The organism is Mesorhizobium sp. CA16 (assembly GCF_020165175.1).
Taxonomy (GTDB): Bacteria; Pseudomonadota; Alphaproteobacteria; order Rhizobiales; family Rhizobiaceae; genus Mesorhizobium.
The window spans coordinates 41,028-62,541 of the sequence record NZ_JAIUHP010000001.1 but is presented as its reverse complement, the minus strand read 5'-3'; the positions used below and the strand labels follow the sequence as shown (position 1 = coordinate 62,541).

Here is a 21,514-nt window from a genome sequence, read left to right as displayed (position 1 = left end):
TTAAATATGTAGCGGATTACCTCAGCGTCCAGAAGAGTATTGACCCGCCATCCCTGTTGAGCGGCGAATATCTCTTTGTTCACAAGCGCAAAGGATAAGTGCCCCGGTCGTCATATCGTTGAAGCAGACAACGACGAAGTGCAGATTACGCTGAACGCCATCTTAAGTCAGCCTTAATACATTTCAGCGCGAGATTGGCGAGGCGCTTCCAATCAGTCCCGCTATTGGCGCCTGCGGGCGGGACTGACCTTATCAGGTCAGCGTTAACATGAAACAGTTCAAGGACATAAGTGTCGGCAGCAAGCTCACGCTGGGCTTTGGATTGGCACTGCTTTGCACCGTGACGGTCGGGGTATTTGGGGTCGCACAGCTGCGGTCGCTCAATAAGGTCACGAGCGAGATCACCGGAGTTTGGTTGCCCCAGGTGCAGATCGTCGACGAGATGAAGCGCAACCTTGCGGAGCACCGGCTCTACGCGACGCTGCGTATGCGTGCCGAAAACTCTCAGCAAATCGCTGACATCGACAAGGAGATGGCGAGAGAGAGCGAAGAAATGCTCCAAGATCGGCGCGCCTACCGCAGGAGCGCCGGATCACCCGCCGAGCAGGAGCTGTTCGATCAATTCGTCAACCTCTGGACGGCGTATCAAGATTCCCTGTCGTCGATCATTCCACTTCTCGATACCGCGGAGCGAACGAAGGCAGCTAACGAGTTCGAGGCGGTGTCGCTCCCCACGATTGCGGCGGCGGCTCAGCGGCTGGATGGCCTCTTGGCACTCACCAATCAGCGCAGCAAGGCTGCCGCAGCCATCGCGGACCGCACCTACACCATCGCGCAGCGGCTCGTTTGGGCCGCGATCGCCTTTGCTGCCGTGTGCCTTGGCGTGCTTGTCGCCTGGATTCGCCATAATGTCAGCAAGCCGATCCTGGCCGTGAGCGAAGCGATGCACCGGTTGACGCGAGGGGAACACCGCTCGACGCTGGTTGCGCTCAGAAAGGATCGGCGCGACGAGGTCGGAATATTGTTCACGGCCTTTGCCGGCTACCGTGCCAGCCTGGAGCGCAGCATCGCCCTGGCTCGTGATGCCGAGTTGGAGCGGCAGAATCTGGCTGCCGCTGCCGCGAACATGCCTGTGGGCCTGTGTATGTTCGATGCCGGCCGACGGCTAGTTTTCTGCAATCAGGCCTATGCCGACTTCTATCGCCTGCCGGAGGCCCTGACCCACCCTGGTTCCCGGTGGGCCGATTTGATGCGTTTCCGGATTGCGGCGGGACTTTATGTAGGCCAGGACCCGGACAGATATCTGGAAGAGCTCTCGGCGACCATCGACCGCGCCGAGCGCGTCGTGAGCCTGGTGGAGCTCAGGGACGGGCGCACCATCGACCTCATTCATCAGCCGCTGCCGGGCGGCGGATGGCTCGCCACGCATCACGACGTGACCGACTTGCGGCGCAGCGAGGCTCGCATATCGCACATGGCTCGCCATGACGGGCTTACCGATCTTCCAAACCGGATATTGTTTCGCGAACGCGCCGAGGACGCCTTGGCCGAGATGGCTCGCAGAGATGGCAAGGTCGCCTTCCTTTGCCTCGATCTCGATCATTTCAAGACTGTCAACGACACGCTAGGGCATCCGGTCGGCGACGCCTTGCTCAAGGAGGTCGCCGCAAGGCTGAAGTCGATCGTGCGCGAGGACGACACTGTTGCCAGACTAGGTGGCGACGAGTTCGTGATCATTCAAAATGGGGTCGATCAGCCGGTCGAGGCCACCGCCCTTGCGCAACGCGTCATTGATGCGCTGAGCGCGCCTTATATCGCCGACGGCCATGGCGTCACCGTCAGCGCCAGCGTCGGCATCTCGATTGCGCCTGACGACGGCACAAACGCCGACCAGTTGCTCAAGAACGGCGACATGGCGCTCTATCGGGCAAAGGCGGAGGGTCGCAGAACATACAGGTTCTTCGAGCCGGACATGGATGCCCGCATGCAGGCGCGGCGGGTTCTCGAACTCGATCTGCGCGACGCGTTGGGACGGCAGCAGTTCGAGATCTACTACCAGCCGCTCCTCAATCTCGAAAGCGGCGAGGTCAGCTGTTTCGAGGCGCTGTTGCGCTGGCATCACCCGACGCGGGGTATCGTTTCGCCGTCCGAGTTCATCCCCTTGGCTGAAGAGATCGGCTTGATTGTTCCGATTGGGGAATGGGTGATCAAGCAAGCCTGTCTCGACGCAGCAAGCTGGCCCGAAGGCATCAGGGTTGCCGTCAACCTGTCGCCGACGCAGTTTCGCAATGCCCGCTTGCTCTCGACGATTGTCGCAGCGTTGGATGCCTCGGGATTGCTCGCGAGCCGTCTCGAGCTTGAAATCACCGAGACCGTGCTGCTGGCCAACACCCAGGCCACTCTCGCGATGCTGCAACAGATCCACTTGCTGGGTGTCCATATCGCGATGGACGACTTCGGGACCGGATATTCGAGTTTGAGCTATCTGCGCTCGTTTCCGTTCGACAAGATCAAGATTGACCAGTCCTTCGTAAAGGACGCCGAGGATATCGACAGCTCCGTCGCCATCATCCGGGCCGTCACCAGCCTCGGCAACAGCCTTGGGATGCAGACCACCGCCGAAGGGATAGAGACGGCCGAGCAACTGGAACGGGTGCGAAGAGAAGGCTGCACGGAAGCGCAAGGCTTCCTGTTCAGTCGGCCACTACCGGCTCGGGAGATCCCCGCGATGCTGGAGCGCACACGTTCCGTCGTGGCCGGCGACATCAGCGAGCTTGCGCCCGAAACGACAGGCGAGCGGAAGAAAGAACGGGTCTCCGCTGGCCGGCTTGGCAGGAGTGCGTCTGCCCGGGGTTGACTGAAGTCGGCAAGATGACCCGCGCAGAGAACAAACCTGCTCGCGGTACTTGCATAGCCAACGCACTGGCTCATATCGGCGGGTCCTAATGAACGCGCCGGCGCGGCCGTGAGGTCGAAGCCGACGGTGTCATCCGGAATAGGCTCTGACGGGCTGCGGTTCGCAGGTCAGAGGGAAACCGATAGTCCGCCGTCAACCGCCAGCACATGTCCATTGACGTAACCGGCAGCGTCAGAGGCGAGAAACACCACGGCTCCGCCGAGTTCCTCAGGCTTGGCCCAGCGACCTGCAGGGGTTCGTGCCTCGACCCATTTGGTGAAAGCCTCATCGTTGATAAGCGCGGTATTGAGCTCGGTGGCGAAATAGCCGGGGGCGATCGCGTTGATTGTTATGCCGTGACGGCCCATCTCGGCGGCGGCGGAGCGCGTCAGTCCATGCAGGCCCGCCTTTGCCGCCACATAGGCGTGAATGGTGGGACGGCCAAGGATCGCCGCAACCGATCCAGTGTTTATGATGCGGCCGAATTTGTTCGGCAGCATCAGACGCACTGCATCACGCATCATGCGAAAGCAGGCCGACAGATTGACGGCAATCACACGGTCGAAATCCTCGTCCTCCCATTCGACCAAAGGCCTGCGATGCTGGAGGCCGGCGTTGTTGATCAGAATATCGAGGCGGCCGTGGCGTTCGACGATTGCTTGGAGCGCCGCCCTTGAGACCGCCGCGTCGGCAACGTCGAACGGCAGGGCTTCGGCCCCGATGCTTTCCGCCGCCGCGGAGAGGGCGTTCATGCCGCGGGCGTTGACGATTACCGTCGCACCGTTTTCCGCAAGTGCTTTGGCCATGGCGAAGCCGAGGCCGCGCGAAGCACCCGTGACCAATGCGACACGGCCCTTGAGCGAGAACAATTCCGACATTGAAGCCTCTGGAGCGAGATGAGAATGCTTCAATCTAGCCGCATCTCGCTTCAACGAACGGGCGGGAGTTACCTCCCGCCCAAAAAACCCTATTTGGCGACGCAGGTATCCGCCGTCTGCGGAGTGCAGACGTCGAGGCCGGTGTAGGTCGGGTCAGCCGGCGGAGCCTTGCCGTCCTTCATATCCTTCAATGCCATCATCGTCTTGTAGCCCATTTCGAACGGCCGCTGGCCGACCTGGCCAAGGGAGAGACCTTCCTTCATCTGATCGATCTGGACGGGAAGCGTGTCGGCGACGACAAGGGCCAGGGCCTTCGAGGCGATCTTGTCCTTGTACGGGGCTACCGCGGCTCGGTTGGCATCTGGGATGAACTGCGGGAAGCCACCCGTTGGGATGAATGCGTCGAGGTTCGGGTTTTTCCCCATGATGTCCTCGAATTGCTGCACCGAAAGCGGGAAATCATCGTTGGTATAGAGCGGACAGCCTTCGATTTCGGTCCAGCCATTCTGGCCCGTCAGCCGATCCCCGGGCGAGGCTGCCGATTTGGTGCCCGAAAGCGTATCGCGAATGCCCTGCATGCGCTCGTTGTGGTTGGCCGCCGCCGCGCCGCCCGACTGGATACAGATCGTGCCGCCCTTGGGCTTAATCTGCATGGCAAGCTTGGCAAGGTTCACGCCGATCTCATAATTGTGGGTCCCGATATAGGCGGCGCGAAGATCCTTGTTCTCGGGCAGGAGGTCGGAATCCCAGGTGAGGACCGGGATGCCGGCTTCCTTGGCGGCCTGCAGCGCGACTGCCATCGCCGCGGCATTCGATGGCGACACGGCGATGCCGTCCACCTTCTTGGCAACGAGGTCCTGCACGATCTGTACCTGCTCGTCGCCGCCGCCATGCTCTCCGGGGCCAATATACATGCACTCCAGGGCCCCATTCGATTCGGCTTCGGCTTTCTTGCAGCCGTCGCGTGCCTGGTCGAAGAAAGGATTGTTCATGTTCTTCGGCACCAGGGCGAAGGTGTATTTCGCCTGGGCGCCGGAAACGGCGAGCACCATTGCGCCAAGCGCCACGGCCGCCGTCAACAGATGTTTTTTCATGGGACGTTCTCCTCCTTGGTGTGATCCCGCAGGCCTCCCGCCGGCGGGTTTCTAACGGCTTCGTTTGGGCATCAAGGCTGCCAGCGACGCTGCGAGCATCGATCTGCCGCCGGTTTGCATGCCCAAAAGAACCGCAAGAACGATGAAGGCGCCCACGAAGGCACCCTGCCAATTTGAATCGATGCCGGCCATCAGCAGTGCATTCCTGATCACCTCGAGGAAGGCCGAACCGATTATCGCGCCGAACGCCGTGCCGGCGCCGCCCATGAGGCTGGCTCCCCCAATGACTGTCGCGGCGATCACGCGCAGCTCATAACCTTGGCCCATGGCGTTGATGGCCGAGCCGTTGTAACCAAGCAGCAGCAGCGAGGCGAGCGAGGCGGTGAAAGCCGAGAAGACATAGGCCTGGAATTTGATCCAGTCGACCGGCACGCCGGTAAGCCGGGCGGCCTCCTCGTTACCACCGATGGCGAAGAGATGCCGGGCCCAGGCGGTGAAATTGAACACGAAGCCGACGATCAGGGCCAGAATCACCATAGTCCAAAACTGCGATGACAGTCCCGGTATCCAGTGGGGTGCCCAGTCCTGCGGCCCATGCAGCGGCCATCTCGCCTGACCGATCGCCTTCACGATCGGAGCATCGGGCCCGAACTGGTAGAGCATCTGGTTGGCCGAGAACACGACCGCCAGCGAACGCGCCACGGACAGCATCCCGAGGGTGACCACGAAGGACGGCATTCCGACATAAGCAACAAAGAACCCGTTGACCGCGCCGCAGGCCAGACCGGAGAAAAGGCCGATGGCGAAGGCGACGTACCAAGGATAGTGCCAGGTCAGGAACAGGCCGGCGACAATGGCCACCAGGCCCATGATCGAGCCAACCGACAGATCGATGCCACCGGTGATGATCACCACCGTCATGCCGAGCGCCATGAGGCCGAAAGGTGCGAAGTTGCGCGTGACGTTGGCGACGTTTTCGGAGGTGCCGAAGCTCGGCTCGATGGCCGTCATCAACATGACGAGAGCAATGAGCGCGATTGTCACCCAGAATGGCTGACTTGAAACCACACGCTGCAGTGCCGTCTTCTCCTTGGTCGGGATGAAGTCCGCCATGGCCGGGCGGCTGGTTTCCACGAGCGACTCCCTGACGCTAACCGACTGCCGAGCACTATTCGCCACGGATGGCCCCCGTTATTAGTCCGGTGATTTCCTCGGGCGAGGTGTTGTCGACCTGCTTGTCGGCAACCTTCGAACCTCGCCTCAGCACGATGATACGATCTGCGACGGCGAAAACGTCAGGCATGCGGTGGCTGATCAACATGACCCCGACCCCTTGCGCCTTGAGGCGTCGGATCAGTTCGAGCACTTCCGCCACCTGGCGTACGGAGATTGCGGCGGTCGGCTCGTCCATCAACACCAGCTTGGCGTTCGAAAGCCGGGTTCGTGCGATGGCTACCGCTTGGCGCTGCCCACCCGACATCTTCCTGACCAGGTCGCGCGGTCGGGTTTCCGATTTGAGTTCTTCGAACAGCGCTGCCGAGCGGTCGATCATCGCCTGCTTATTGAGCACCCTGATCGGCCAGAAGCCCTTCTTGATCTCACGGCCAAGAAAGACGTTCTGCGCGGCCGTTAGATTGTCGGCGAGCGCCAGGTCCTGATAGACGACTTCGATTCCTTTGGCACGCGCCTGGACGGGTTTGTGGAATTGACAAACCTCGCCGTCCACTACGATTTCGCCGTCGTTCGGCGGGAAGTTCCCGGCCACTGTCTTGACTATCGTCGACTTGCCGGCGCCGTTGTCCCCCATGAGACCCACGACTTCGCCCCGCTCTACCTGGAAGCTGACGTCGGTCAGGGCCTGGATGGCTCCAAAGTTCTTGGAAACATGGCGAACTTCAAGCACCGGCATCGCGGTCCTCCCCGGACAACATTGCCAACCTTATCCCGGACTTATGCAAGACAGCTAATCAGCGAAACGCATTCAACACAATCATTATTAGATCAGGATTTCGGGGGGCGTTGGAGCAAGGGTGCGACTTGCGGCGCAATAGGATCTTTGATACCGCCGGCTCGACTCTGCTTTGTGCGCAACGAACGGACTCCGGGCGTGCACCGGCCAGCATGCCGTTGAGAATAGCGCAACCGATGGCAATCCGGCTTTCGGGCGACAAGGCGCGGACTCGTAGACGTCGGCCGATGTGTCCCTTATAGCGCCGAAGACGAGCACGTCTTCAATCTGCTCGCCTTTTCTTATCTCGAAGATCGAAGGAGCAGTTTACAACGGCTGCCTGAGTTTGGCGCCCAGCCTTGCGCCTGATGTCGGCCATTCAAGCAGCGCTTTTTGCCTTCGCCCGGAAGCGGGCATCGCAGGGTGAAAATGCCGGATGTCGTACGCCAGAGGCAGACGAGGCGAAATCGAATCCGCCACCCTCAGTGCGCTTGGTTCGGCGCCTCCCTACTGGTGACGCGGAGACGGATGCGTGCGCCCTGCGGATCGACCCTCAGGACGGCTTGTCGTCCGGATGGCCGAGCTCGCAGAACCAGCCGCCGAGATATTTCACTGACGGTCTTTTCGGATCGGGAACCGGCGTCTTCGCCTCGACAGCGGCGCGGAATGGCTCGGCGCTGTCCTGTGGGATAAATCCCAGATGGTTCGCGCCGCTGTTGTCGACCATCTTCAGCTTGTTGTCGGAAATGCCGTAAGAGATGGTGTGGCCGACGCGCGGCGCGGTCAGCGATGCCTCGACCAGACGCACGCAATCGGCGAAGGAGAGGTACGACCACAGCATGCGGCGGTCGGCCGGTTCAGGGAAGGACGAGAAGATGCGCAGGCATACCGTCTCGATGCCGAACTTGTCCCAATAGAGCCGGCTGAGACTCTCGACAAAGTTTTTCGACACGCCGTAGAGGCTGTCGGGACGCACCGGCGCGTCGACACCGATATGCGCCTCGACCTCGTGATAGCCGATGGCATGCACCGATGAGGCATAGATGACACGCTTCACGCCGTGTTTCCGCGCGCCTTCGTAAATGTGGTAGGAGCCCCGGATGCTGGAATCGAGGATGGTCTGCCATTCGCATTCGAGCGGCGCGCCGCCGAAATGCACGATCGCGTCGCAGTCCTTGGTCGCCGCGATCGTGGCTTCCATGTCGGCGAGATCGAAAACCGCTTCCTCTTCGTGAGGCGCGAGATCGCCGAACGGGTGGCGCCCCGCCAGGCGAATCGTCTTGGCCAGCGGCACCAGCCCCTTGCGCAGCTCCGATCCAAGCCGGCCGGCGGCGCCGGTGATCAGGATACGTTCGTAATGCGGCATCGTTTACTCCACTTGCGAGACGGCGGTATTGATCCGCGAGATCGCCTCGGCCAGCACCTCTTCGCTGGTCGCGGTCGAGATGCGGAAATAGGGTGACAGTCCGTAGGCGACACCGGGCACCGACGCTACCCGGCCTTCACTCAGCAGGTAATTCGCAACCGCGGTATCGTCTTCCAGCACGATGCCCTTCGGGGTCTTGCGGCCGATCAGGCTGGCGCAGCCGATATAGGCATAGAAGGCACCTTCCGGCGGCGACAGCGTCAGCCCGTTGATCTTCCTGATGCCGTTGACGACCAGATCGCGGCGCCTCTCGAAAGCCTGGCGGAAGCGCGCGACTTCGTCCTGCGGACCGTTGAGCGCGGCTACGGTCGCGGCCTGCGCGATCGAGCACACCGAGGTGCAGGACTGGCTCTGGATCGTCGACATCGCCTTGACGAGCGGCGCGGGTGCCGCCGCGTAACCGACGCGCCACCCGGTCATCGCGTAGGATTTCGAGACGCCGTTGACGATCAGCGTGCGGTCCTTGAGCTCGGGGCAGGCCTTGCCGAAGGAAACGAACTCGCGCCCGTCGAACAGGATGTGCTCGTAGATCTCGTCGGAGAGGACGAGCACTTGCGGGTGCATGGCTAAAATGGCGCCGAGTGCGCGCAAATCCGACTCCGAATAGACCGCGCCGGATGGATTACCCGGCATGTTGAGGAAGAGCCATTTCGTCCTCGGCGTGATTGCCTTTTCCAAGAGCGCTGGCGTCAGCCGGAAACCGGTGGTCTCCGGGCATTCGACGACGACCGGCGTGCCGCCGAGCAGCTTCACCATTTCGGGATAGGAGACGAAGTAGGGCGCCGGCAGGATTGCTTCGTCGCCCGTGTCCAGCGTTGCCATCAGCGCGTTGAAGATGATCTGCTTGGCGCCGTTGGCCACCACGATGTCATCGGCCGTGTAGTCCAGGCCGTTCTCGCGTCGGAATTTGCCGGCCACAGCCTGGCGCACCTCGGCCGTGCCGGCAGCGGCGGTGTAGAGGGTTTGTCCCGCTTTCGCTGCGAAATGCGCGGCATCGATGATGTGGAGGGGCGTCGGAAAGTCGGGCTCGCCCAGGCCGAGATCGATCACGTCCACACCCCTGGCGCGTAGCGCCTTGGCGGCCTGCGAAGCGGCCATCGAGGCCGAAGGCTTCACCACCGAAAGGCGCGAGGCAATATAGCTCATCAGTCGTTCTCCGTGATGTAACCCTTGGACCGATCATTGGCTCGTGCGGCCGCACGGCGTTTGGCCGGATCGCCATAGCCGCCGCCGCCTGGCAGTTCGAGGATCAGCCGGCGTCCCGCCGGCACATGCTGCCAGCCCTTGGGCCGCATCCTGGTGCCATCGTCGAGCTTGACCACGCCGGCAGTGCCCGGCTTGCCGCCGTTACGGCCGTGGGCCGGATGATTGACGCGGTCAAACATGGCCGAGAAGTCGAATTCGTGGCCGTCGGTCGCTGCGATCTCGATGATCTGGCCGAGGCCGCCGCGGAATTCGCCGTCGCCGCCGGAGTTCGGCCGCAGCTCCTTGCGCCAGATGACGATCGGGCCGGTATGCTCGGTGGCCTCGATCGGCATGGTGTGGACGCCGGACGGGAAGGCTGTCGCCGACAAGCCGTCTAGCCCGGGGCGTGCGCCCATGCCGCCGGAGTTGAACATCAGCACTTCCGCCCGGCGACCGGACGCGCCTGCGACAGGACGCGCAGAAATGTGGATGTTCCAGAGAGCACCGGCGCCTTCAGCGAGGATCTTGCCAGGCAGCGCCTTGGCGAAGGCGCCCAGCACCAGATCGGGGACCATGTGGCCGAAAATATGCCTGAGGGCCACCGGCGCCGGTCGCACGGCGTTCAGGATGTTGACCGGTGACGATACGGTGAAGAAGGCAAGCGAGGCGGCGTTGTTCGGGATGTCGGGCGCCACCATGCATTTCAGCGCATAGCAGGCATAGGCCTTGCTGTAGATGATCGGGCAGTTGATGCCCCAGCGGCTCATCGGATCTGTGCCGGTGAAATCGACCTCGACATGGTCGTCGCGGACCGAGACGGTGGCCGCAAGCTTGATCGGCTCGTCATAACCGTCGGTCACCAGCTCGTTCGACCAGCTTCCCTTGGGCAGCGCCTCGATGCGTTCGAGCATCGCGTCGCGGGTGCGCGAGAAGATGAAGTCGCCGAGCCCGTCGAGCGAGGTGAGGCCGATCTCCTTCATCATGTCGACGAGGCGGCGATGGCCGACCTCGTTGCAGGCTGCAAGCGAATAGAAATCGCCGACGACCTGGTTGGGCTCGCGGACATTGGCGCGCAGGATGCGGACCAAGTCAAGGTTGACCTTGCCCTTCTCGGCAAACTTCATGATCGGGATCTGGATGCCTTCCTCATAGACCGATTTGCCGTCGGCGCCGAAGCCGCGGCCGCCGACATCGACGACATGTGCGGTACAGGCGAAGAAGGCGACGAGCTTGCCATTGAGGAAGGACGGCGAGACCATGGTGATGTCGTGCAGGTGGCCGGTGCCGAGCCAGGGATCGTTGGTGACGTAAGTGTCGCCCTCGAACATTTGATCGCGCGGGATCTCGTTCATGAAATGCAGCACGGCTTCGGCCATGGTGTTGACGTGGCCGGGCGTGCCGGTCACCGCCTGCGCCAGCATTTGGCCGCGCGGATCGAACACGCCGGCCGACAGGTCGCCGGATTCGCGCACCGAGGTCGAGAAGGCGGTGCGCAAAAGCGTGAGCGCCTGCTCCTCGACCACCGAGATCAACCGGTTCCACATGACCTGCATGCGGATTTCGCCAATATCGCTCATGCCTGGCTGCCTTTGCGGGTCAGGAGGATCGCGCCGTCGCTCTGGATGACGGCGTCGAAGCTGGTGGTGACAACGGTCGATGTCTCGCGCTCGACGATGACGGCCGGGCCAGCGATGCGATCGCCGGGGCACAGCGCCTCGCGTTCGACGATGCCGTAGCTCTGCGGCGCCCCCGTTGCCGGATCGAAGACCGCGCGGGTCGTCGTCGGTTGGCTGGTCTTCTTGCCTGCGGTGAGCTCGTGCCTGGTGCCGGCCGGACGAATATCGGTCGCCTTCACCGACCAGGTGACGATCTCAATCTCCAGCCCGTCGAGCCCGTCGATGGCGCGGCCGAAGAAGCGCTGATAGCTGGTCTCGAACAGCGCCTTGAGCCTGGCGGCCGCATCGTCGCCGAACGGCTCGTCCGATACCGGCACGGGGATTTCCCAGCCCTGGCCGGCATAGCGCATGAAGGCGGTGATCTCGCAGACGATCTGGCCACTGGCGCCGGTGCGGACAAAGCCTTCGGCGGAGGCTTTGAGATCGGAGAGCAGGGCGTTGACTTCGGCCGGCTTGAAGCGCGAAAGGCGCGTCAGTTTCGAGGCCAGCGCCTCGTAGCCGAACGGCGCCTTGAGGAAACCGATCGCCGATCCAACGCCGGCGCCGCGCGGCACGATGCACTGATCGATGCCGAGCTTTTCGCAAAGCCTTGCCGCATGCAGAGGCGCTGCGCCGCCAAAGGCGATCATCAGATTGTCGGAAATGTTCTTGCCGTTCTCAACGGCGTGTACGCGGGCGGCGTTGGCCATGTTCTCGTCCACCACCTCGCAGATGCCGAAGGCGGTCGACATGGCATTCAGCGACAGGCGCTCGCCGACATCGCGCAGGATCGCCTGCTCGGAAGCGGAGATGTCGAGCTTGATCGCGCCGCCGGCGAAATTGTGCGGATCAAGCTTGCCGAGCACCAGGTCGGCGTCGGTGATCGCCGGGCGTTTGCCGCCGCGGCCGTAGCAGGCCGGGCCGGGTTCCGAGCCCGCGCTTTCCGGCCCGGTCTGGATACGGCCCATAGCGTCCACCCACGCGATCGAGCCGCCGCCGGCGCCGATCTCGATCATCTCGATCACGGGGATCGAGATCGGCATGCCGGAGCCCTTGGAGAAGCGATAGGTGCGCGCCACTTCGAAGGTTCTCGCCGTGCGCGGCGCAAAATCCTCGATCAGGCAGATCTTGGCGGTGGTTCCGCCCATGTCATAGGAGACGACCTTCTCCAGGCCGAAGCGCCGAGCGATGTCGGCGGCAAAAATGGCGCCGCCCGCGGGACCGGACTCGACCAGCCGGACAGGGAATTCAGAAGCAGTTTCCACCGAGATCAGGCCGCCGCCGGAATGGATCATGAAGACCGGGCACTCGGCGCCCATGTCCTTGAGGCGCGTCTGCAGGCGGGCGAGATAGTCGGCCATCTGCGGCCGCACATAGGCGTTGGCGCAGACCGTGTTGAAGCGCTCGAACTCGCGCATCTGCGGCGAGACCTCGGCGCTGATCGAGATCGGGATGGTGAGCTTGCGAGCGAGGATCTGGCGCGTCCGGCGCTCGTGGTCGGGGTTGGCGTAAGCGTGGATGAAGCCGATCGCCACCGAGCCGAAATTGCCGGCCAAGATCCGCTCGGCGATTGCTTCCAGCGCCGCTTCGTCGAGCGGCTGCAGTTCCTGGCCCTCGGCGCCGATGCGGCCCTTGACGGTGAAACGATCTTCACGCGGGATCAGCGGTGTCGGCAGCTGCAGGTTCAGATCATACTGCTCGAACCGGTTCTCCGTCCGCATCTCGATCACATCGCGAAAACCTTCGGTCGTGACCAGTGCGGTCCTGGCGCCGCGCCGCTCGATCAGCGCATTGGTGGCGAGCGTGGTGCCGTGGATGATGATGCCTATCTCGGCTGCCGAAATTCCGGCATCGCGGATCACCACCTCAATACCGTCGAGGATCGCCTGCTCGGGCGCCGAATAATTGGTCAGCACCTTGGTCGAAAACATCGTTCCCCTGACATCGAGCGCGATGTCGGTGAAGGTGCCGCCAATGTCCGCGCCGAGACGGATGTCGTCTGATCTGGAGGTCATGCCTTGGCCTTCTGCGAAGCGAGTGCTGCGTCGCGCATCTGGGATAGGGTCTGCCGGGGCGTGAGCGCTTCGGGCGAGATGGCGATGTCGAGAACGGCGCCGGTCGCAGACTGCTGGGCCCGCCGGAACGCCGCCGCGAAATGCCCGGTGCTTTCGACGCGCTCGGCGTGAAAACCATAGGCCCTTGCCAGCGCCACGAAGTCCGGGTTTTCCAGCGAGGTGCCGGAGACGCGGGCCGGATAGTTGCGTTCCTGATGCGCGCGGATCGTGCCGTATATGCCGTTGTTGATGATGAGCACGATTGGCTGCGCGCCGGCCTGCATAGCCGTGCCGAGCTCCTGGCAGTTCATCTGGAAGTCGCCGTCGCCGGCAAAGCATACGACGGTGCGCTGCGGAAACGCGACTTTCGCGGCGATGGCAGCAGGCAGGCCATAGCCCATGGCGCCAGACTGCGGGGCAAGCAGCCGCGCGTCCGGCCCGAACTTGAAGAACTTGTTCGGCCACACCGTGAAATTGCCGGCGCCGTTGGTGAGGATGACGTCGGCCGGCAAGGTCTCGCGCAACCAGGCGGTGACCGTGACCATGTCGACCGGGCCGGGCTGGACGGGTGCCGCGAATGTGGCTTCATAGGCCTTGCGCGCCGCCGCGCGCCAGTTGGCCCAGCCACCTTTCACCGGCGTCAGCGCCTTGGCGAAAGCGTTCGGGCCGGCATGGACGCCGATCGCGGGCACGTAGATCTTGCCGATTTCGCGGTCGGAGCCGTGCACATGGATCAGCTTCTGGCGCGGCACCGGAACGTCGAGCAGCGTGTAGCCGTCGGTCGTCATCTCGCCGAAGCGGACATTGACAGCCAAGATCACGTCAGCATCGCGGATCAGCGTCTTGACATGCGCCACCATGCCGACGCCGGCTTCGCCAACGAAGACTGGCGAATGGTTGTCGAACTGGTCCTGGTAGCGGAAGGCGGCAATGACGGGGATGTCGGAAGCCTCGGCGAAGGCCTGGAGCGCGGCGCGTCCATTTGTCGTCCAGTTGGCCCCGCCTATCAGCAGCACCGGCCTCTCGGCCGCAGCCAGCATCTCAAGCGCCGACGAAAGGGCATCCTGCGACGGAGCGGCTTCGAAAATCGAAGCAGGGCCGCTGAGCGGCGCGGCCTCGGTCGAGGTCGTCAGCATGTCTTCGGGCAGCGCGACGACGACGGGGCCGGGCCGGCCGGTCACGGCGGTGGTCCAGGCGCGCGCCAAGATTTCAGGCAGACGCTCAACGTCGTCGATCTCGACCGCCCATTTGGCGACGGTGCCGTAGACGGCGCGGTAGTCGATCTCCTGGAAGGCCTCGCGGCCCTTCATATCGGTGCCGACCTGACCGACGAAGAGGATCATCGGCGAACTATCCTGCATCGCGGTGTGGATGCCGATGCTGGCATTGGTCACGCCTGGGCCGCGGGTCACTAAGCAGATGCCGGGCGATCCCGTCAGCTTGCCGTAGGCCGAGGCCATGAACGCCGCGCCGCCTTCATTGCGGCAAAGCACATAGTCCAGCCTCCCCTTGGTGTCGTGCAGCGCGTCGAGAACGGCGAGATAGCTTTCGCCGGGCACGCCAAAGCTCTTGGTCGCGCCCAAGGCGATCAGGCATTCGACAAGAAGGCGACCGCCATTGCGGGCCATGCTTCGACATCCTCTTAAGCCGGTGGCAAGCGGACCGAGCCTGCCTTTCGGATTTATACCTGCACTGCGGCCGGTCGACGCGAAATCAAGAAATGCGATCCATACGAAAGTTTTTCTTTCGCTATGCAATCCGCACCAAAACACTGGGGTTCATCATGCCCGACGGGTCGAATGCATCCTTCAGCCGTGCCATGAGCTCCCGCTCCACCGGACTTCTGTTCCGGTCGGCCATGGCGATCTTGGCGCGGCCGAGCCCATGCTCGGCGGCGAAGCTCCCGCCCATGTCGGTGGCTGAAGCGGCCAGCGCCTCAGCGAATACCGCGGCTTTCCCATCGAAATCGGCGCGGCCCGCCGGCGGCGACAGATTGTAGTGGATGTTGCCGTCGCCGAGATGGCCGAACGGGTTGACCCGCACGCCCGGAAGAATCTCGTGGCATAGTTTCGCGCCCGCCTCGATGAAGCGCGCGATCGCGCCCGGCGGCACGGAGATGTCGTGCTTGAGCTGCTCGCCCTCCAGCCGCTGGCCTTCCGGCTGCTCCTCGCGCAGGCGCCAGAACTGCGCCCGCTGCGCGCCCGAATTGGCCAGTGCGCCATCGACGACCAGGCCTTGCTCCATGCCCCATTCCAGCGCCGAACCCAGGATGTCGTCGAGGGCAACGCGCGTCGAGCCCGACGCCATCTCGACGAGCAGATAGACGTCGCCCCGCGTCTCCAGCTGATAGGCGAGGTCTGGAAGATGCTTGAGCGCGAGCGTCAGGCCGACATCCGAAAAGAATTCAAGGCCGGTAAGGAACTCTCCGGCCTCGCCACGCAGAAACGCGCCGAACGACACGGCGGCGGCGAAGTCGGACATCACCAGGAGGGCGCTCGCCCGCTGCTTTGGCGAGGGATAGAGCCTGAGGATTGCTCGCGTCACGATGCCGAGCGTGCCTTCCGAACCGCAGAACAGCTTGCGCAGCTGATAGCCTGCATTGTCCTTCTGTACCGCGCGCATTCCGTCCCACACCGTGCCGTCCGCCATGACGACCTCGAGGCCGAGGACCAGATCCTGCATCATGCCGAAGCGGAAGGCCTGGCTGCCGCCGGCATTGGTGCCGATCAGACCGCCGATCCTGGCGCTGCCTTCGGCCCCAAGATGCATCGGGAACATCAGGCCATGCGGCTCCAGTGCCTCGTGCAGCGCGGCGAGCACGACGCCTGCCTCAACCGCGATCGAGCCGCTCTCCGGATCCGGCTCGCCGATTGCGGTCATGCGCGACAGCGAGACGATCACCGCGTCGGGCTGCTCGGCGACGGCCCCACCACACAGGCCGGTATTGCCGCCTTGCGGCACGACTGCCAATCCTGCCTGCCGGCAAGCCTTGATGACCGCGGCCACCTCCGCGGTGTTGGCGGGGCGGGCGATGCCCACGGGCCGGACGCCGTAGCGGTTGAGCCAATCGCGCTGGTAAGGTTGGGCATCATCGCCCGAAAGCCAGCCTTTCGGTCCGAGTATCCCGCGCAGGGCGACTATAGGATCGGTCATTGAAATTCCTGCTGATGTGCGCGCGAACGTTGCATCTCCCGGGATGCTGTTCAATGACCCAGCACCTGCGACAGGAACTGACGGGTTCGCTCGTTTCGGGAGGACGTGAAGAACACCTCCGGCGGCGCCTCTTCGACGATCTCGCCGCCGTCCATGAAGATGACCCGGTCGGCGACGCGACGGGCGAAGCCCATTTCGTGGGTCACGCAGATCATCGTCATGCCTTCGGAAGCGAGCGTCACCATGACATCCAGCACCTCGGCGATCATCTCCGGGTCGAGCGCCGAGGTCGGCTCGTCGAACAGCATGATCTGCGGCTGCATGCAGAGCGCGCGGGCGATCGCGACGCGCTGCTGCTGGCCGCCGGAAAGCTGGCTCGGAAACTTCATCGCCTGCTCAGGGATTCGCACCTTCTCCAGAAAGCGCCTGGCCGTCGTCTCGGCTTCCGCGCGCGGCCGCTTGCGGACGATCATTGGCGCGATCATGCAGTTCTCCAGCACCGTCATGTGCGGGAACAGATTGAAGTGCTGGAACACCATGCCGACTTCGCGCCTGATCCCGTCGATATTGCCGACGTCGTCGTTGAGCTCGGTGCCGAGCACGGCGATGCGGCCGCCGTCATGCTGTTCGAGCCGGTTGATGCAGCGGATCAGGGTGGATTTGCCGGAGCCTGACGGACCGCAGATGACGATCCTTTCGCCGCGCCCGACGGAGAGGTTTATCTTTCGCAGCGCGTGGAACGACCCGTAATGTTTGTCGAGGCCTTCGATATGCACGGCCGGGCCGGACGGGAGCGTGGAATCCATGCGCGCCTCCTACCGCTCGCCGACCGCCATGCGGCGCTCGAGGTAAGCGCCGTAGCGGGACAGGCTGAAGACGAAGACGAAATAGATGAAGGCAATGAAGGCATAGACCTCGACATAGGCGAAGCGCCATTCGCCGGTGCCATAGGCGGCGTTGCCGGAGGCCAGGATCTCGAAGAAGCCGACGATGACCACCAGCGAGGTCTCCTTGAACGAGATGACGAACTGGTTGATCGTGGCCGGCAGCGCGTTGCGCATCGCCTGCGGCAGAAGGACGCGGCCGATACGCTGCCAATAGCTCATGCCGAGCGCCATGGCGGCTTCTTCCTGCCCGGCCGGGACGCCCTGCATGCCGCCTCTGACGATCTCGGCCTGATAGGCGGAGAAGAACAAGGCGGAACCCAGGATCACCCGGTAGAGCTTGTCGCCCGCCAGCCACTGCGGCAAGGCGAAAGGCAGGACGATGGCGAAGGTGAACAGGATCGAGATCAGCGGCAACGACCGGACCCCATCGATGATGAGACCGGTGGTCCTGGATATCCATGGCAGCTCGGAGCGGCGCAGCAGCGCCAGGCAGACCGCCAGCGGGAAGCCGATCAGACAGGTGGTCACGAAGATGAAGAGGGTGAGCGCCAGCCCGCCCCAGGCTTCCTCGCCGACATAGGAAAGGCCGAGCACGCCGCCTTTCATCAGCACGTAGTACGACGCTGCTCCTGCTCCCCACACCAGCGCGATCCGGCGTCCGGTCCAGAAGGCCGGAATACAGCTCAGCACCGTCATCACCACCACGGTCAGGCAGGCGAGCGCGGAGCGCCATTGCTCCTCGAAGGGATAGAGGCCGAACAGGATGATCCGCCACCGGGCAGCGATGACCGACCAGCAGGCTCCCGCCGCCGCCTGGCACGCATCGGGTCCACCGCTGGTCGAGAACACGGCAGAAAAGACTGCCCAGTTGAGCAGTTTCCAGACGATAGAGACCATGATCGCCAGGGAGATCAGCGACAGCAGCGCCTGGAGCGGCGTCGCGAAGAAGCGGCGCTTCAGGTCTTCGAGCCTGCCCGGGGCAGGGGGGGCGACAATGACCATCTCCATCTCTGTCATCCCCTCAGTTGATTGCCCTTGAGGGCAATGGCCTTGTTGATGCGGTTGAAGACGGCGGCGAGGCTGAGATTGATGGCGAGGAAGCCTCCCATCAGGATGCCGATCACTTCCAGGGTCTGGCCGGAATGATTGATGGTCAACGCCACGATCATGAAGAAGTCGGTGAAGCCGACGGCAATGCCCATGGTCGTCGCCTTCATCAGCCAGACATACTGGTTGGCAAGGATCGGCAGCATGGCCCGCAACGCCAGCGGCAGACGCACCAGCGTGAAGACGCGCCATGGGCTCAAACCGAGCGAGAGTGCAGCTTCCATCTGGCCCATGCCGACAGATTTGAAGCCGCCGCGCACGATTTCTGCGATGTAGGAGCCGCCATAGATGGCGATTGCGATAGCCAAGGCGGAGAATTCCGGCGGAACGCGCAGGCCGCCCCTCAGGTTGAGGCCTTCCAGGGCCGGGAAATCGAGCAGCGGTGCGTCAGGCAGACGTCCTACCATCAAAACGATGGCCGCGCAGGCCAGCGCCGCAGCAGCACCGGCAAGCTGAATGGTGGCACGCTGGCCGAACGGCTGGCTGAGCCGTGACGTCCTGCCCAGCCAGACCGGCAGCGCGATGGCGGCGATCACGGCCGATGTGGCCAGCGCCATTGCCACCCCGCCGACATTCGGCGCCGGCACGTAGAGGCCGCGGCTGGTCAGCAGAAAGCCCCAGGCTTCGTGCGCAGCGCGCGGCGTCGGCAGGTGCGTGATCAAAGCGTACCAGAAGAAGACCTGGAGGATCAGCGGGATGTTGCGGAAGATGTCGACATAGGTGCGGCCGAGCAATTGCGCCAGTTCGTTGGACGAGGTCCGCGCCAGGCCGACGATCGTCCCGACTAGCGTTGCCAGGATCAGCCCCGTGCAGCCCAGGAACAGCGTGTTGATGATGCCGATAAGGAAGAACCACCAATAGGGATCATTGGCCGTGGCCGGCAGCAACGAGAAGTTCACGTCCCAGCCCGTCGACTTGTAGAGGAAATCGAATCCCGAGGTGATCCCTTGCTCCGCGAGATTCCGCCGCGCGATGATGATGCCTGCGAGCACCAGGGCCGCAAGCGAACCGACATAGACGACCTGCAACAGCGCGCTGCGGACCTTCTGATTTCTCAGCAGGCTGACCATTGACCAATCCTTCTCGAATTGCCGCCGGCTCCGCCCGGCCGAAGCCAGGCGGGAGCCTTGAGCGGTAACACCGTCAGACGTGGATCAGTCGATCACCAGCGGGAACAGGACGCCGCCATTGTTCCAGAGGTTGGTTAGCTCGCGATCCATCTTGTAGGGCGAGTCCTTGCCTAGGTCGCGATCGAAGATCTCGCCGTAATTGCCGACCTTCTTGATCACGTTGTAGGCCCAATCGTCGGAGAGTCCGAGGCCCTTGCCCATGCCGGGCGTCACGCCAAGGAACTTCGCCACCTGCGGCGAGGTCGGCTTGGCCTTGATCTCGTCGACGTTCTTGGAGGTGATACCTTCCTGCTCGGCGAAGATCAGTGTGCTCAGCGTCCAGTTAGCGATGTCGACCCAATTGTCGTCGCCCTGGCGCATGATCATGACTTCCGGCTCTACCGCGAGCACGTCGGGCAGGATGACATGGTCTTCGACCTTGCTCTTGGCGATGCGGGCGATGGCCAATGTCGGACCCCACTGCGCATAAAGATCGCAACGGCCGGAGAAGTAGGCCTGCTCCAACTCTTCCGTCTTTTCGATCAGCACCGGCTCGAGCTTGATGCCGAGCTTCTGGGCGTAGGCGGCGACCTGCTGTTCCTGCGAGGTGCCGGCGGGAATGCAGATCGTGCCGCCATTGGCATCCTTGAGCGATTTCAGGTTGAGCTCCTTATGCGCCATCACCTTGGTGGTGCCGAGATAGTAGGACATCGAGAATTGCAGGCCGAGCTCGGTGTCGCGGCTGAGCGTGCCGCCCGAGGCCTTGATGATGATGTCGACATCGCCCGACTGAAGCGAGGGCCAGCGCTGCGCCCAGCTGATCGGCACGACCTTCAGCTTCGCCGGATCGCCGAACACGGCGGTCGCCACCGCCTTGCAGAGGTCGATGTCCATGCCCTTCCAGTTGCCCTTGTCGTCCACTTCGGCGAAGCCGAGATAGGAGCCGTCATGGCCGGTGCAGTTGAGCACGCCGCGGGCCTTCACGGTCTCCAGCGTCTTGCCGCCGGCGGCTTCAGCCGGCGCCGCCAGATGCGCGAGGCCCAGGGCCATGGCGGCGGCCCCCCATTTGATCATTTTCATAGTTGTTGTCTCCACTGTTGAGGTTGTTCCGTTTCTTGTTGTTGGAGCCCCGCAAGATGTCTTCGGGACTCGGTCTCGAAGCCGCCTCTCAGTCGGAAAGCGGGGTCGGTTTCGGCAAGGAGAGTTTCAGGTCGCTCCGCCAATCCTCCTGGGCCAGCCACCGATGGAGCGCCGCCACCGCCTTCACGCGCAGATGCCCGCGCGGAACGACGAGGTAGAAACCAGGCACTTCCTCCGGCTTCATATCGGCAATGGCGTCGCGGCCGATCGGCGCTACCAGCGCGCCGGAGCGGAAATCTTCCTCGGCATCGATCACGGAAACCAGGCCGACGCCGATGCCTTGCAGGGTCGCCCGACGCATGGTCGCGGCATCGTCGAAGCTGATGCTGCGGTCACCATCCGTCAGCTCGACGCCAAGGTGCCGCAGAATATCCGGCCACAGGCGCTTCGACTTGACGGTGTCGAGCAGCGTGAACTTCGTGAGATCGTGCGCCGACTTTATCTTTTCGCCGATCGCCGGCGTGCAGCAAATGATCTTCGGATCCGGCACCAAGAGCGTGGTTTCGTAGTCCGGCCAGTTGCCGTAGCCCCACTGCACGGTCATATCGATGTCGTCGCGCCCGAAGTCAGGCAGGTCGACCATCGTCGTCAGGCGCAGATCGGCGCCCGGCAGCATCTCGCGGAAGAGCGAGAGCCTGGGCAGCAAATAGTGCGTGGCGAAGTAGGGGCTGGCATTGAGGTTGATGCGGTCGCGGTAGTTCGACTTGGTGACGCGGCGGACACCTTCGGAAAACTCCTCGAAGCCGGCCTTGACGTAGTGCGAGAGCAAAATGGCGGATTCGGTCAGCTCGATCGAACGACCCTTGCGCTCGAACAGCGTCACCTGGAGCGTGTCCTCCAGGAGCTTGATCTGCTGCCCGACCGCTTGCGGCGTCACCAGCAATTCGTCGGCTGCCTGCCTAAAACTCTTGTGCTGCGCGACGGCGTGGAAAACGCGCAGCGCATTGAGCGATGGGAGGCGAAGCTTGCCGGTCATGGGAAT

General features: G+C 63.2%; 16 protein-coding genes. 1 reads left to right on the top strand and 15 read right to left on the bottom strand.

Going from position 1 to position 21,514, the window contains the following annotated elements:
- Positions 1-268 precede the first annotated feature (268 nt).
- Positions 269-2,857, top strand: a complete 2,589-nt coding sequence (locus tag LB525_RS00295) for an EAL domain-containing protein (protein ID WP_224542956.1) — start codon at positions 269-271, stop codon at positions 2,855-2,857.
- A 167-nt stretch (positions 2,858-3,024) separates the two neighbouring features.
- Here LB525_RS00295 and LB525_RS00290 read toward each other — a convergent pair whose 3' ends face one another.
- The 15 genes from LB525_RS00290 to LB525_RS00220 form a co-directional block, all read right to left on the bottom strand.
- On the bottom strand, positions 3,025-3,774 hold the full coding sequence (locus LB525_RS00290) for a glucose 1-dehydrogenase (protein ID WP_224542955.1): 750 nt from the start codon (positions 3,772-3,774) through the stop codon (positions 3,025-3,027).
- 89 nt (positions 3,775-3,863) lie between these two features.
- The gene (locus tag LB525_RS00285; RefSeq protein WP_140839134.1) at positions 3,864-4,868 is read right to left on the bottom strand and encodes a sugar-binding protein; all 1,005 of its coding nucleotides are present in this window, start codon (positions 4,866-4,868) and stop codon (positions 3,864-3,866) included.
- A gap of 51 nt (positions 4,869-4,919) precedes the next feature.
- A complete protein-coding gene (locus LB525_RS00280; protein WP_140839519.1) occupies positions 4,920-5,981 on the bottom strand; it encodes an ABC transporter permease in 1,062 nt (353 codons plus the stop codon).
- A gap of 55 nt (positions 5,982-6,036) precedes the next feature.
- Complete coding sequence (locus LB525_RS00275) at positions 6,037-6,777, bottom strand: ATP-binding cassette domain-containing protein (protein WP_140839132.1); 741 nt, start codon at positions 6,775-6,777, stop codon at positions 6,037-6,039.
- A gap of 592 nt (positions 6,778-7,369) precedes the next feature.
- Entirely contained in the window at positions 7,370-8,182 is an 813-nt protein-coding gene (locus tag LB525_RS00270; protein ID WP_224542954.1) for an NAD-dependent epimerase/dehydratase family protein, read from the bottom strand.
- A 3-nt stretch (positions 8,183-8,185) separates the two neighbouring features.
- Positions 8,186-9,388, bottom strand: a complete 1,203-nt coding sequence (locus LB525_RS00265) for a pyridoxal phosphate-dependent aminotransferase (protein WP_224542953.1) — start codon at positions 9,386-9,388, stop codon at positions 8,186-8,188.
- A complete protein-coding gene (locus LB525_RS00260; protein WP_224542952.1) occupies positions 9,388-11,004 on the bottom strand; it encodes a hydantoinase B/oxoprolinase family protein in 1,617 nt (538 codons plus the stop codon). The genes LB525_RS00265 and LB525_RS00260 overlap by 1 nt, the downstream gene beginning before the upstream one ends.
- Positions 11,001-13,097 (bottom strand): hydantoinase/oxoprolinase family protein, encoded by a 2,097-nt coding sequence (locus LB525_RS00255; RefSeq protein ID WP_224542951.1) that lies wholly within the window; start codon positions 13,095-13,097, stop codon positions 11,001-11,003. Before LB525_RS00255 ends, LB525_RS00260 begins: the two co-directional genes overlap by 4 nt.
- Positions 13,094-14,764, bottom strand: a complete 1,671-nt coding sequence (locus tag LB525_RS00250) for a thiamine pyrophosphate-binding protein (RefSeq protein WP_224542950.1) — start codon at positions 14,762-14,764, stop codon at positions 13,094-13,096. The genes LB525_RS00255 and LB525_RS00250 overlap by 4 nt, the downstream gene beginning before the upstream one ends.
- A gap of 121 nt (positions 14,765-14,885) precedes the next feature.
- Entirely contained in the window at positions 14,886-16,289 is a 1,404-nt protein-coding gene (locus tag LB525_RS00245; protein ID WP_224542949.1) for an FAD-binding oxidoreductase, read from the bottom strand.
- 50 nt (positions 16,290-16,339) lie between these two features.
- Positions 16,340-17,095, bottom strand: coding sequence for an amino acid ABC transporter ATP-binding protein (locus tag LB525_RS00240; RefSeq protein WP_224542948.1), 756 nt, complete (start codon positions 17,093-17,095; stop codon positions 16,340-16,342).
- Positions 17,096-17,104: 9 nt separating this feature from the next.
- The gene (locus LB525_RS00235; RefSeq protein ID WP_224542947.1) at positions 17,105-18,178 is read right to left on the bottom strand and encodes an amino acid ABC transporter permease; all 1,074 of its coding nucleotides are present in this window, start codon (positions 18,176-18,178) and stop codon (positions 17,105-17,107) included.
- Positions 18,179-18,189: 11 nt separating this feature from the next.
- Positions 18,190-19,353: an ABC transporter permease subunit gene (locus LB525_RS00230; RefSeq protein WP_224542946.1), complete on the bottom strand. Its 1,164-nt coding sequence runs from the start codon at positions 19,351-19,353 to the stop codon at positions 18,190-18,192.
- Positions 19,354-19,437: 84 nt separating this feature from the next.
- Complete coding sequence (locus tag LB525_RS00225; protein ID WP_224542945.1) at positions 19,438-20,472, bottom strand: amino acid ABC transporter substrate-binding protein; 1,035 nt, start codon at positions 20,470-20,472, stop codon at positions 19,438-19,440.
- Positions 20,473-20,560: 88 nt separating this feature from the next.
- Complete coding sequence (locus tag LB525_RS00220) at positions 20,561-21,508, bottom strand: LysR substrate-binding domain-containing protein (protein WP_224523045.1); 948 nt, start codon at positions 21,506-21,508, stop codon at positions 20,561-20,563.
- Between the last annotated feature and the right edge of the window lie 6 nt (positions 21,509-21,514).